This is a genomic window from Achromobacter pestifer (assembly GCF_013267355.1).
GTDB classification, from domain to species: Bacteria; Pseudomonadota; Gammaproteobacteria; order Burkholderiales; family Burkholderiaceae_B; genus Achromobacter; species Achromobacter pestifer_A.
The window spans coordinates 3,103,290-3,115,758 of record NZ_CP053985.1; the positions used below are offsets into that span (position 1 = coordinate 3,103,290).

Consider the following 12,469-nt stretch of genomic DNA (forward strand, 5'->3'; position numbering starts at 1 on the left):
CAGGACAACCGTGGATGAGAAACGGGCATGCGCCGCGCAGCGCCAGGTCACTGAATGATCCAAGGAGAACGAGATGGAGACAGTAGGAGAGTTGCGGGTGCAGGGCGGGCGCTTGTGGGATTCGTTGATGACGCTGGCCGAAATCGGGGCGACGCCCAAGGGCGGCGTCAAACGACTGGCGCTCACCGATCTGGATCGCCAGGGGCGGGATCTGGTTGTGCAATGGGCTCGGGATGCGGGAATGACGGTCGCCGTGGACCAGATAGGCAATGTTTTCATGCGCCGCGAGGGCAGGAATCCGGAGCTGCCGCCGGTCGTCACGGGCAGCCATATCGATACGCAGCCCACTGGCGGAAAGTTTGACGGGAACTACGGCGTGCTGGCGGGCCTGGAGGTCGTCAGAACGCTCAACGATCACGGGATCCAGACGGAGGCCCCGATCGAAGTCGTGTTCTGGACCAATGAAGAAGGAACGCGATTTGTTCCGGTCATGATGGGATCCGGCGTTTTCTGCGGAGCGTTCACGCTGGAGCACGCCTACGACGCTACCGACGTGGATGGCCTGAGCGTCCGGGACGAACTGGTGCGCATCGGATATTGCGGCCCGCACAAGCCGGGCAGCCGTCCGATCGGGTCGTATTTCGAAGCGCACATCGAACAGGGACCGGTGCTCGAGGACGCCGACAAGGTCATAGGCGTAGTTCCCGCAGTTCTGGGCCTGTCCTGGTACGACTGCGTCGTGACCGGCATGGAGGCGCATGCAGGCCCGACCCCGATGCCGTTGCGCAAGGATGCGCTTCAGGTGTCGACACGCATCATGCAGGAGGTCGTTGCCATCGCGGATCGCCATCAGCCCTATGGCCGTGGCACCGTCGGCATGGTGCAGGTCCATCCCAACAGCCGCAACGTCATTCCGGGCGAGGTCAGGTTTTCCATCGACCTGCGCAACGTCAATGACGAACTGTTGAACGGGATGCACGCCGAGCTGCTGGCCGTCGTGGAACGTGTCAGGCGTGAATCGGGCCTGTCCGTCGAGATCGAGCGTGTTTCCTACTACCCGCCATGCGCGTTCGACGAGAGCTGCGTGTCGGCGGTCCGGAATGCGACCGAAGCGCTGGGCTACTCGTCCATGGATGTGGTGTCCGGTGCCGGGCATGACGCCATCTACGTGTCGCGGCTCGCTCCTGCGGGGATGATCTTCGTGCCATGCAAGGACGGCATCAGCCACAACGAAGTCGAGGACGCCAAACCGGAGCACCTCGAGGCTGGATGCAATGTCTTGCTGCACGCGATGCTGGCCCACGCCAGGCCGGTCGAGCGCTGACCGGTTCAGATCCATGCCGTGGGCCGGAATACGCCGGCACGGAATTCGTTGGCAGGAACAAAAAAGGGGGGAGAAATGCAGATAGGTGTTCCAACAGAGCGATCGCCGGGAGAAGCGCGGGTCGCTGTCACGCCGGAAACCGTCAAGCGCTTGAAATCGCGGGGGTACGACGTCCGGGTGGAGACGGGAGCCGGCGTACAGGCATGCATCACCGACAACGCTTTCCTGGATGCTGGAGCAAGCATGACGGATGCCCGCGGCGCACTGGCCTGCGATCTGGTGCTCAAAGTCAGGATTCCGTCGCCCGATGAGTTGAGGTCCATGCGGCCGGGCGCCACCTTGGTCGGGATGCTGGATCCTTTCGAGCCTGAGGGCCTGGACCATCTGGCGCGCGCGGGTCTCACCAGCTTTGCGCTCGAGGCCGCGCCTCGGACCAGTCGTGCTCAAAGCATGGATGTGCTTTCAAGCCAGGCGAACATCGCTGGATACAAGGCCGTGGTCGTCGCGGCCGCGCGCTATCCGCGCTTCTTTCCCATGCTGATGACCGCCGCGGGTACGGTCAAGGCGGCCAAGGTCGTGGTGTTGGGCGTGGGGGTGGCCGGCCTGCAGGCCATCGCCACGGCCAAGCGCCTGGGCGCTTCGGTGGAGGCCTGCGACGTGCGGCCTTCGGTCAAGGAACAGGTTGAATCCCTAGGCGCGAAGTTCATTGACGTCCCTTGCGAGACGGATGAGGAACGGACGGCAGCCGAAGGCAGCGGCGGCTATGCGCGTCCCATGCCTCAGAGTTGGCTGGATCGGCAACGGCTGCAGGTGGCGAAACAGATTGCCCGAGCGGACATTGTGATCACGACAGCGCTTATCCCGGGCAGATTGGCGCCTGTCCTGATCACGGAAGAGATGGTGAAGACCATGCGTGCGGGTTCCGTGATCGTGGACCTGGCTGCGTCCAATGGGGGCAACTGCCCGTTGACGGTGGCCGGCGAGACGGTCAAGGCGCACGGCGTCTCGATAGTCGGCGAAACGGACCTGCCGGCGCAGGCCTCCGCGGACGCAAGCTCACTCTATGCGCGCAATGTGCTGTCGTTCCTGAACCTCATCATCGACGGCGAAGGAAAGCTCCATGTGCCGATGGACGACGACATCGTTGCGGCATGTCTGGTCACTCATCAAGGCAACGTTACGCGAGGCAAGTAATGGAATCAGTAGACATCACCTTGATCAACGCCATCATTTTCGTTCTGGCCATCTATGTCGGGTATCACGTGGTGTGGACGGTAACGCCCGCGCTTCATACCCCTTTGATGGCCGTCACCAACGCCATTTCCGGGATTGTCATCGTCGGCGCGATCCTGGCGGCAGCCATGACATCGACGCCGCTGGGCCGTGGGGCCGGCCTGGTCGCCGTCGCCTTGGCGGCGGTGAATGTATTTGGCGGATTCCTCGTGACGAAGCGGATGCTCGCCATGTTCAAGAAGAAAACCAGGAAGCAGGAATAGGCGACAGCTTGTTCCGGCAGTGCGGAGATTCGAGAAATGAATGCAAACGTTGTAACGGCCCTATACCTGGTCGCGAGCATCTGCTTCATCCAGGCATTGAAGGGCTTGTCTCATCCTTCCACGGCGATCCGTGGCAACACTTTCGGCATGGCCGGCATGCTGATCGCCATTGTCACCACCGTTGCGCTGATATTCGACGTGTACGGCGAAACGACCGGGTTGATCTATGTGTTGCTGGGCCTTGCCGCCGGCGCGCTCGCGGGGGTACTGATGGCCCAGCGGGTGGAAATGACGAAGATGCCGGAGCTGGTCGCGTTCATGCACAGCATGATCGGCCTGGCTGCCGTGCTGATCGCGGTCGCCGCGGTTACCGAACCCTGGGCCTTCGGCATTGTGCAGGCGCCGGGCGTCGCCGGCAACGGCTTGACGCCCTCTGGGGGGGCAGCTATCGCCGAGGGTATCGCGCGCTTGCCGATTCCCCACGGTAACCGGCTGGAGCTGTTTCTCGGCGCGGCCATCGGTGCGATCACCTTCAGTGGCTCGGTCATCGCGTTTGGCAAGCTTTCGGGAAAATACCAGCTCCGTGTTTTCCAAGGCGCACCCGTCAGATTCGCCGGTCAGCACTGGCTGAATCTTGCGATCGCCGTTGCGATCCTGGCGCTGGGCGGATGGTTCGTCGCGACCGAGAACGGCTACGCCTTCTATTCGATGGTGGCGCTTTCCTTCCTGATCGGTGTCTTGATCATCGTTCCGATCGGCGGCGCGGACATGCCCGTGGTGGTGTCCATGCTCAATAGCTATTCGGGATGGGCGGCGGCGGGAATTGGATTCTCGCTGAACAATCCGATGCTCATCATCGCGGGCTCGCTGGTGGGGAGCTCGGGGGCAATCCTGAGCTACATCATGTGCAAGGCGATGAACCGCTCCTTCTTCAACGTGATTCTGGGGGGCTTCGGCAGCCAGGAAGCCACCGTGGGTGGAGGTTCAGCGATCCAGAGAAACGTGAAGAGCGGCAGCCCGGACGACGCAGCCTTCGTATTGGGCAACGCGGAGAGCGTCGTGATCGTTCCGGGTTACGGCCTGGCTGTCGCGCGCGCGCAGCATGCGGTCAAGGAGCTCGCCCAGAAGCTGACCGAAAAGGGCGTGAATGTGCGATATGCCATCCATCCCGTCGCCGGCCGCATGCCGGGTCACATGAATGTCCTGCTGGCCGAGGCCGAAGTGCCCTACGACCAGGTCCACGAGATGGAGGACATCAACAGCGAGTTCGGGCAGACGGATGTGGCCATTGTGCTGGGCGCAAACGATGTGGTGAATCCGGCGGCGCACACCAAGGGCAGTCAGATCTACGGCATGCCCATCCTCGAGGCCTACAAGGCCAAGACCATCATCGTCAACAAGCGGTCGATGGCTGCCGGCTATGCGGGCCTGGATAACGAGCTGTTCTACATGGACAAGACCATGATGGTATTTGGCGATGCCAAGAAGGTGGTCGAGGACATGCTCCGGGCGGTCGAATGATGAGCGCGCGCGCCCATCGGGTCGAAACGGCGGCAGTCCGCGCACAGGTCGATCTGCCGGTGTCTTCGGCCAGCGGTCCATGCCGACTGGTCACCTTTTCCGGTCTTTCGCATGCGGATCATTTCGCACTTGTTTTCGGCGAGCTATCAGCGTGCCCGCTGGTGCGCGTGCATTCGGAGTGCGTGACTGGCGACGTATTCGGATCGTTGCGCTGCGACTGCGGCACGCAGTTGGACGCTGCCATCTCCCGCATCGAGGAGGCGGGCGGCGCGATTCTCTATCTACGGCAGGAAGGACGGGGCATCGGGCTGGCGGCGAAGATCGACGCCTATCTGCTGCAGCAGGAGGGGGTCGGTACGTTCGAGGCCAACCGCCGCCTCGGTTTCCCGGAAGACCCCAGGGACTATCGGGATGCGGCAGAGATGCTCAGGCTCCTCGGCATCGGCCGAATTGAACTGTTGACCAACAACCGGCACAAGTCCGCGGCGCTCGAAGCGGCGGGGATCACGGTGGCACGTGTCGTGCCATGTCCGGGAAAGTTGACTGCGCACAACGCGGCCTACCTGCGGGAGAAAAGGGAGCGGGACGGAATCACGAAGCACACAGGGCGATGACCCGCCCATATTGGAGGACGAACGATGAATGCAGTACTCGAGACCAGCGGCCAGATCGCGAACAGTGCGGACCCGGAGTTTCCGGTGAACACCGAGCGGACATGGTTGCAGGCCCACTGGATGCCTTTCACCGGAAACCGCAATTTCCTGCGGGATCCGCGCATGATAGTGGGCGCCAAGGGCAGCTATTACTTCGATGCGGATGGGCGCAAGATCTTTGATGGACTTTCGGGGCTTTGGTGCACGGGGCTGGGGCATTGCCGCGAGGAAATCACGCAGGCGGTGAGCCGCCAGGTCGCGCGCCTGGACTATTCTCCGGCGTTCCAGTATGCGCACCCGCTGTCATTCGAATTGGCCAACAGGATCAAGCAATTGATGCCGAAGGGCTTGGAGCATGTGTTCTTCACAGGTTCGGGCTCGGAGGCGGCCGACACTTCCTTGAAGATGGCGCGGGCCTATTGGCGGGCGCGGGGCAAGGCGTCCAAGACCAGGCTGATCGGCCGCGAGAAGGGCTACCATGGGGTGAACTTCGGCGGCATTTCGGTTGGCGGCATAGGCGGCAACCGCAAGGTGTTTGGCCAGGCGGTCGATGCGGATCATCTTCCCCACACGCAACCGGCAAGCGGATCGTTCGTTCGGGGCATGCCGACGGAAGGCGCTGAACTGGCCGACAAACTGCTCGATCTCATCGCTTTACACGATGCGTCCAACATTGCGGCCGTGATCGTCGAACCGTTCGCCGGTTCGGCCGGCGTCATCATTCCGCCGCAAGGCTACTTGCGTCGTCTGCGGGAGATATGCACGGCGCACGACATTCTGCTGATCTTCGACGAAGTCATCACGGGCTTCGGACGCTCCGGCGCCATGACCGGCGCGGAGCGGTTCGGGGTGGTTCCCGACATCATCAATATTGCCAAGCAGGTGACCAATGGCGTTCAGCCCTTGGGCGCAGTGGTCGCCACGCCTGAGATCTATGGCGCATTCATGGCGGCGGGCGGCCCGGACTACATGCTTGAGTTTCCGCACGGCTACACCTATTCGGCGCATCCGGTGGCCTGCGCGGCAGGCATTGCTGCATTGGACCTGCTGGTCAAGGATGACGCCGTGGCTCGCGTTGCGCAGCTCGCCCCTTACTTCGAGGAGCGGGTGCATGAATTGCGTGGCGCCAGGCACGTCGCGGATATCCGGAACATCGGCCTGGCGGCTGGATTGACGATCGAGGCGGTTCCGGGAGAGCCCGCGCGCCGCCCCTACGAGATCGCTCAACATTGCTGGAGCAAGGGATTCTATGTCCGGTACGGCGGGGACACCATCCAGCTGGCGCCGCCGTTCATCTCCACGCAAGCCGAGATCGACGATTTGATCAATGTCCTCGGGGACGCGATCAAGACGACCGCTTGAGAAACCATCAATTCCAAACTGGACCATGAATATGAAGAATGAATACACGGTAACGAACACGATCGGACACTTTATCAATGGACGGCATGTTTGCCGGGCGGAATCGGTACAGCCCGTTTTTGATCCGGCGACCGGCGCGACGACCAAGAATGTGGCGCTAGCCAGCAAGGCCACGGTGGAGGAGGCCATCGCGGCGGCGCAGGCCGCGTTTCCGGCTTGGCGCAACACGCCGCCGCTCAAGCGCGCGCGCGTGATGAGCCGCTTCAAGACCATCCTGGAAGACAACGCCGACCGTCTGGCCCGGTTGCTGGCGGAAGAGCACGGCAAGGTGCTGTCCGATGCGCATGGAGAGTTGCAGCGGGGGATCGAGAACGTCGAGTTCGCCACCTACGTGCCGCAATTGCTCAAAGGCGAGCACAGCAAGAACGTGGGGCCGAGCATAGATTCCTGGAGCGAGTTCCAGCCGCTGGGCGTGGTCGCGGGTATCACTCCCTTCAATTTCCCCGTCATGGTTCCCCTGTGGATGTGGCCCATGGCGGTGGCATGCGGCAACACGTTCATCCTGAAGCCGTCGGAAAAGACGCCGTCATCGACACTGCTGCTCGCCTCGCTCGCGATCGAGGCCGGTCTGCCGCCGGGCGTGTTGAACATTGTCAATGGCAACAAGGAGGCGGTGGATACGCTGCTGACCGATACCCGGGTCAAAGCTGTTAGCTTCGTGGGGTCCACGCCTATCGCCGAATACATTTACACGACGGGTTGCGCCCACGGCAAGCGCGTCCAGGCGCTGGGCGGCGCCAAGAACTTTGCCATCGTCATGCCAGACGCAGACATCGACAACGCCGTGAGTTCACTGCTGGGCGCGGCCTATGGGTCCTGCGGGGAGCGCTGCATGGCGATTCCGCTGGTGGCGGTCATCGGCGACCAGACGGCAGATGCGCTGGTGGAAAAGCTGGCGCTCGAGATTCGCAAGATGAAGGTCGGTCCAGGCCTGGAAGCGGGCAACGACATGGGACCCTTGGTATCGAAGCCTCATTTCGAGAAGGTGAGCGCATATGTTGCGCAAGGCGTGGCGGCCGGCGCCCGTCTCGTGGTCGATGGGCGTGGCGCAGTGGCGCACGCGCGGGACGGCTATTTCCTGGGCCCCTGCCTGTTCGACCATGTCAAACCCGGAATGTCGATCTACCAGGAAGAGATCTTTGGACCGGTGCTCGGCGTGGTGAGATTGAACTCCTTGCAGGAAGCGATGGAAATGATCGACGCCCACGAGTATGGCAACGGTACCTGCATCTTCACCCGGGACGGCGAAGCCGCCAGGTACTTCAGCGACAACATCCAGGTCGGCATGGTCGGCGTCAACGTGCCGTTGCCCGTGCCTGTCGCCTACCATTCGTTCGGCGGCTGGAAGCGGTCCCTCTTTGGCGACCTGCACGCCTATGGTCCCGACGCGGTTCGCTTCTACACGAAGCGCAAGACCATCACGCAACGTTGGCCTTCGGCCGGCGTGCGTGAAGGCGTGGTCTTTGCGTTCCCGTCGAATCGCTAAGACTTGAGCCCGGTACAATACCGGGCTCAGGCCTTGAGTCCCTGTTCTTTGTCTGTCCAGCCAGATGGGGCAGCGCGAGCGCGGGGCAGGCGAAAGCAGGATTTGCCATGAGTCAATTTGCATCTGTACTGAGCCGGCCCGCGCGTGCGGGGCGCCGCGAATCGCTTCGGGATAATCTTGAGACCGTGGTATTGGCGGCCGCGGAGGAATCCTTTTCCACCTACGGATTCGAAGGCAGCTCGCTGGCCACCATCGCGGAAGCGGCAGGCCTGTCCAAGCAGAATCTGCTCTATTACTTCCCCACCAAGCTGGCGCTCTATCAGCGGGTTCTAGGCGATGTGCTGGAAGATTGGCTGAGCCGCTTGAGGGAGATCGGCCGGTCCGAGCTGAGCCCCATGGATGCGATGTCCGCATACATCCATGCGAAGCTGGAGTTTTCCCGCAGGCGTCCCCATGGATCCAGAGTCTTTGCCCTGGAGATCATCGGCGGCGCCAAGACTTATGGGAAAGAAATCCGCAAGCAATTGATCCCGGTCTTGATGGAAGACATCCAGATGGTCGAACGCTGGATCGAGCAGGGCAAGGTGCGGCCCGTCAACGCGCATCATCTTTTCTTTGTGATCTGGGCCTCGACGCAGGCCTACGCGGATTTTGCTCCACAGATGCTTCTGGTCCTGGACAAGAGAGCATTGGGGCGCCGCGATTTCGACGAGGCGTTCAAGACCATCAGCGAGATGGTGTTCCGGATGCTCATGCCGGAATAGCCTCGTCGCATTCCCCTGCTTCAGGCATCGCGTACCGGAGCCCGGCGCGCGTGCCAGCGGCTGCGCGTGTTCCAGCGCGCCATGCTCCTCCTTGCCTAAAGCGCGACGCAAGCGCCGGTTCATATCGTTGATGTGTCCGGGGCTCGGCCCTGCGCGTACCTCGTCGAACTGTTCAGGTCGTTCTGCCGACATGGTTGGCTGCCATGGCGCCGAACTGTACATGTCGTGTCTCAAATGCGGTTAGTAGACTCGCTGGAAATTTGACGAATGGAAAAAAATTTTCCAATCGAAAAATTCATTGAGTTCTATTGAAGAACCGTTATCGAGACATTCAGACCGATCCTCAGGTCATGTAAGGAGAAACAGCATGGAATTCGGCATTTGCTTCAAGGGCTTCGTCGAAGCCGATCGCGCGCGCTACCTGGTCCGCATGGCCGAGGTGGCGGGCTTCAAGTACTGCTGGTTCTACGATTCCCACATCCTCTGGCGCGAACCTTATCCGGCCATCGCGATGTGCATGGAGCATACGAAGGAGATGCGCTTTGGCCCCTTGGTGACCAACCCAGACGTGCGCGACTGGTCGCTGGCCGCGTCGTTGTTCGGTTCGCTTGCCAAGCAAAGCGGGGGGCGTTTCGACGTGGCGGTCGGGCGCGGCGACAGTTCGCGCCGAGTGATGGGCGGCAAGCCCGCGTCACTGGAGCGGGTTGCCGAATTCGTCTCGAAAGTGAAGGGCATGGTGCGCGGCGACGAGGTCAGCTATGACGGCAACCCCAATCCGGTCAAGTTCCCGTGGGCGGTGGGCTACGAGATGCCATCCTGGATCGGCGCATATGGCCCGATGGCGCTGAAGTGCGCCGGCGAGCACGCGGATGGCGTAGTCCTGCAGATCGCCGAGCCCGGACTGTGCAAATGGTTCGCGGACCAGTGCAAGGAGGCCGCGGCGGCCGTGGGCAAGGATCCGGAAAAGTTCCGCGTGATGGCCGCGGCGCCTGCGTACTTGGGGTCGGCCGAGGCTTGCTTCGAAGCGACGAAGTGGTTCCCGGCCATGGTCGGGAACCACGTTGCGGACATTGTTGAAAAATACGGCAAGGATACGGACCTGGTGCCGCACAGCCTGACCAGCTATGTGGAGAACCGGCGCGGCTATGACTATTCCAAGCATGGCCAAAGCGACAACCCTTACCTGGATTTCATCACGCCTGAAGTCGTTTCGTCCTTCTGCGTGCTGGGCCAGGCGAGCGATCACATCCAGAAGATCCATGCGCTGGAGGACGCCGGCGTGACGCAGTTCAACATCTACCTGGATAGCGGCGACGAAGAGAACATCATTGCCACCTATGGCCGTGAAATCATTCCGGAGTTTCAAGCCGAGCGTTCGACATCCTCCGAAGCGATAGCCGCGTGACGTGGCAAGGGGAAATTCCATGAACAAAGGCTATTTTCCAAGGTGGCGCCTGCGCGAGACGCGCGATACGGACCAACCTATAGGCCCCGACGAACGTCTGCCTTGGCCGGAGACCGTCGTCATAGGCATGCAGCACGTTGTGTCCATGTTCGGGGCCAACTTCATTGCTCCGCTGATCGTGGGATTTGATCCGAGCGTCTCGATCTTCATGTCCGGGGTAGGGACGCTGATCTTCTTCGTGGTCGTGGGCGGACGGGTGCCCAGCTACCTCGGGTCCAGTTTTGCCTTCGCCGCGGCGGTCATCGCCGTGACCGGATACTCGGGCCAGGGGCCGAATCCGCAGATTCCTGTGGCCTTGGGCGGAATCATTGCGTGCGGGGTCGCCTATGCCGGCTTGGGTCTCGTCGTGATGAAGTTCGGCGTGGGCTGGATCGAAAAAATCATGCCGCCGGTCGTGACCGGCGGCGTGGTCGCGGTCCTGGGCCTGAATCTGGCCGGGGTTGCCGTCAAGGAAGCCAGCAGCAGCACGTTCGATTCGGCGATGGCATTCGTCACGATCATCTCGGTTCTCGCGTTGGCCGTCGGCGCGCGCGGAATGTGGCAACGCCTCATGCTGCTGCTCGGAGTACTGATGTCCTACGCCATCTACGCGCTGCTCGCCAATGTGGCCGGTTTGGGCAGGCCCATCGATTTCGCGCCCATCATCGCAGCCCCGTGGTTTGGTTTACCTGCCTTTACCGCGCCGTCTTTCACACTGCAGGCCAGCATCATGATGGTCCCGGTCGCCATCATTCTTGCCGCCGAGAATCTCGGCCACCTCAAGGCGGTGGAGGTCATAACGGGTAAGAATCTGGATGGCTACATGGGGCGCGCCTTCTTTGGCGATGGGATAGCGACCGTGGTTTCGGGAGGCATCGGCGGTGTCGGAGCGACGACCTATGCCGAGAACATCGGCGTCATGGCGATGACCAAGATCTACTCTACGTTGACCTTCGTGATCGCGGCGTTCACGGCCATCGCACTTGGATTCTGCCCGAAGTTCGGTGTGGCCATCACGACGATTCCCCCTGCGGTGATGTCTGGAGTGAGCATCGTCGCGTTCGGTCTGATCACCGTTGCGGGTGTAAGAATCTGGGTGAGCCATCGGGTGAACCTCACTCAGAACAAAAACACGATCGTCGCGGCAGCGATCATCATCATGGGTACGGGAGACTTCACGGTCGAGATTTTTGGATTTCCGCTTGGAGGGATAGGAACGGCAACCTTCGGTGGGATGGCGCTTTACGCGCTGGCATCGTTTTTTGAGAGCGCCAAGCGCGGCGACGCTGTCGCCGCCAACCCAGCCGATGCCACGGCACATTGAGAGCGGGACAACAGGGGGGCCGGCTGGGCGGCAGCGTCACCCTGAATCATCTCGACGCTGATGCGGCCGCCGCGTCAGCCGCCTCGGCCCGCAGGCACTCGATCAAATCCCGCATCCGCGGCGACAAATCCAGGCTGTGGTGCCGCACGATGCCCAGCGGGCCGAACACGGGCGGCAGTTCGATATCCAGGATGGCGATGTCGCGGCCGCCGGCGGCGTGGCGTGCGACGCAGCGGGGCAGCAGCGACAGCAGGTCGCTATTGGCCATCAGCATCATATTGTTCAGGGCCGAAGCCGACTCGATGCGCGAGGGCGGGTACAGGCCGTGGCGCTGCAGCAGCATGTCCAGGCCGATGCGCGCCGGGCTGCCGCGCGGCGGCATGATCCACGGGTAGGCCGCCAGTTGCGCCCAGGAGACCTGGGCCACCCCCGCCAATGGATGCCCGCTGCGCGCGCATATGCACATAGGTTCTTCGTACAGCACTTGCGTCAGGGTGTCGGGCGTGCGGACGGCAGCCCCCATGCGCGCGACCAGCAGGTCCAGCTTGCGGGTGTGCAGGTCTGGCATCAACGCTTCCAGTGAACCCTCGCGCACCAGCACATTGACGTTGGCCGCCTGCTGCTCGAAACGCAGCAGCGCGCGCGGCACCAGAGAGGCCGCCGCCGCCGAGTTGACGCCGACATGGATGGTTTCCACGTCGAGATCGGGCGCGCCGGACCATTCGCCGCTCATGCGTTCCAGGTCGCCCAGCACCCAGCGGGCATGGCGGATCAGGGAGTCGCCGTGGGGCGTGGGGAAGGTGCCCTTGGGCGTCCGGTCGAACAGCCGCGCGCCGAGCATGTCCTCCAGTTCCGCGATCATGCGCGACACGGCGGGCTGGGTGGTGGCCATGCGTTGCGCCGCCACGCCGACGTTGTGGACTTCGTCCAGCAACAGCATGAGCTGCAGGTGGCGCAGGCGCAGCCGGCCGCGCAGATACCAGCCGGGCGGCAAGGGGGGGACAGAGCCGGGAGGGTTCATCTCTACATATCAAC

General features: G+C 62.3%; 11 protein-coding genes. 10 read left to right on the top strand and 1 reads right to left on the bottom strand.

What is annotated here, in order from left to right:
* The first annotated feature begins 73 nt into the window (after nt 1-73).
* The 10 genes from FOC84_RS15085 (at nt 74) to FOC84_RS15130 (ending at nt 11,434) form a co-directional block, all read left to right on the top strand.
* Entirely contained in the window at nt 74-1,324 is a 1,251-nt protein-coding gene (locus tag FOC84_RS15085; RefSeq protein WP_173145111.1) for a Zn-dependent hydrolase, read from the top strand.
* A 75-nt stretch (nt 1,325-1,399) separates the two neighbouring features.
* The gene (locus FOC84_RS15090; RefSeq protein WP_173150167.1) at nt 1,400-2,518 is read left to right on the top strand and encodes a Re/Si-specific NAD(P)(+) transhydrogenase subunit alpha; all 1,119 of its coding nucleotides are present in this window, start codon (nt 1,400-1,402) and stop codon (nt 2,516-2,518) included.
* Nucleotides 2,518-2,820, top strand: a complete 303-nt coding sequence (locus tag FOC84_RS15095; protein WP_173145112.1) for an NAD(P) transhydrogenase subunit alpha — start codon at nt 2,518-2,520, stop codon at nt 2,818-2,820. Before FOC84_RS15090 ends, FOC84_RS15095 begins: the two co-directional genes overlap by 1 nt.
* Nucleotides 2,821-2,856: 36 nt before the next feature.
* Entirely contained in the window at nt 2,857-4,341 is a 1,485-nt protein-coding gene (locus FOC84_RS15100; protein WP_173145113.1) for an NAD(P)(+) transhydrogenase (Re/Si-specific) subunit beta, read from the top strand.
* Nucleotides 4,338-4,955 (top strand): GTP cyclohydrolase II, encoded by a 618-nt coding sequence (locus tag FOC84_RS15105; protein WP_254241973.1) that lies wholly within the window; start codon nt 4,338-4,340, stop codon nt 4,953-4,955. Before FOC84_RS15100 ends, FOC84_RS15105 begins: the two co-directional genes overlap by 4 nt.
* A 120-nt stretch (nt 4,956-5,075) precedes the next feature.
* A complete protein-coding gene (locus FOC84_RS15110) occupies nt 5,076-6,356 on the top strand; it encodes an aspartate aminotransferase family protein (RefSeq protein WP_438800884.1) in 1,281 nt (426 codons plus the stop codon).
* 31 nt (nt 6,357-6,387) lie between these two features.
* Nucleotides 6,388-7,902 (top strand): CoA-acylating methylmalonate-semialdehyde dehydrogenase, encoded by a 1,515-nt coding sequence (locus FOC84_RS15115; protein WP_173145115.1) that lies wholly within the window; start codon nt 6,388-6,390, stop codon nt 7,900-7,902.
* Between the two features lie 107 nt (nt 7,903-8,009).
* Entirely contained in the window at nt 8,010-8,666 is a 657-nt protein-coding gene (locus FOC84_RS15120) for a TetR family transcriptional regulator C-terminal domain-containing protein (RefSeq protein WP_173145116.1), read from the top strand.
* Between the two features lie 367 nt (nt 8,667-9,033).
* Nucleotides 9,034-10,071, top strand: coding sequence for a TIGR03842 family LLM class F420-dependent oxidoreductase (locus FOC84_RS15125; protein ID WP_173145117.1), 1,038 nt, complete (start codon nt 9,034-9,036; stop codon nt 10,069-10,071).
* 19 nt (nt 10,072-10,090) lie between these two features.
* Complete coding sequence (locus tag FOC84_RS15130; protein WP_173145118.1) at nt 10,091-11,434, top strand: solute carrier family 23 protein; 1,344 nt, start codon at nt 10,091-10,093, stop codon at nt 11,432-11,434.
* Between the two features lie 46 nt (nt 11,435-11,480).
* Here FOC84_RS15130 and FOC84_RS15135 read toward each other — a convergent pair whose 3' ends face one another.
* Nucleotides 11,481-12,455, bottom strand: coding sequence for a LysR family transcriptional regulator (locus tag FOC84_RS15135; protein ID WP_173145119.1), 975 nt, complete (start codon nt 12,453-12,455; stop codon nt 11,481-11,483).
* Between the last annotated feature and the right edge of the window lie 14 nt (nt 12,456-12,469).

Coding starts and splice junctions, on each gene's coding strand:
- FOC84_RS15085 (WP_173145111.1), top strand. CDS start 74: ATGGAGACAGTAGGAGAGTTGCGGGTGCAGGGCGGGCGCTTGTGGGAT.
- FOC84_RS15090 (WP_173150167.1), top strand. CDS start 1,400: ATGCAGATAGGTGTTCCAACAGAGCGATCGCCGGGAGAAGCGCGGGTC.
- FOC84_RS15095 (WP_173145112.1), top strand. CDS start 2,518: ATGGAATCAGTAGACATCACCTTGATCAACGCCATCATTTTCGTTCTG.
- FOC84_RS15100 (WP_173145113.1), top strand. CDS start 2,857: ATGAATGCAAACGTTGTAACGGCCCTATACCTGGTCGCGAGCATCTGC.
- FOC84_RS15105 (WP_254241973.1), top strand. CDS start 4,338: ATGATGAGCGCGCGCGCCCATCGGGTCGAAACGGCGGCAGTCCGCGCA.
- FOC84_RS15110 (WP_438800884.1), top strand. CDS start 5,076: ATGCCTTTCACCGGAAACCGCAATTTCCTGCGGGATCCGCGCATGATA.
- FOC84_RS15115 (WP_173145115.1), top strand. CDS start 6,388: ATGAAGAATGAATACACGGTAACGAACACGATCGGACACTTTATCAAT.
- FOC84_RS15120 (WP_173145116.1), top strand. CDS start 8,010: ATGAGTCAATTTGCATCTGTACTGAGCCGGCCCGCGCGTGCGGGGCGC.
- FOC84_RS15125 (WP_173145117.1), top strand. CDS start 9,034: ATGGAATTCGGCATTTGCTTCAAGGGCTTCGTCGAAGCCGATCGCGCG.
- FOC84_RS15130 (WP_173145118.1), top strand. CDS start 10,091: ATGAACAAAGGCTATTTTCCAAGGTGGCGCCTGCGCGAGACGCGCGAT.
- FOC84_RS15135 (WP_173145119.1), bottom strand. CDS start 12,455: ATGAACCCTCCCGGCTCTGTCCCCCCCTTGCCGCCCGGCTGGTATCTG.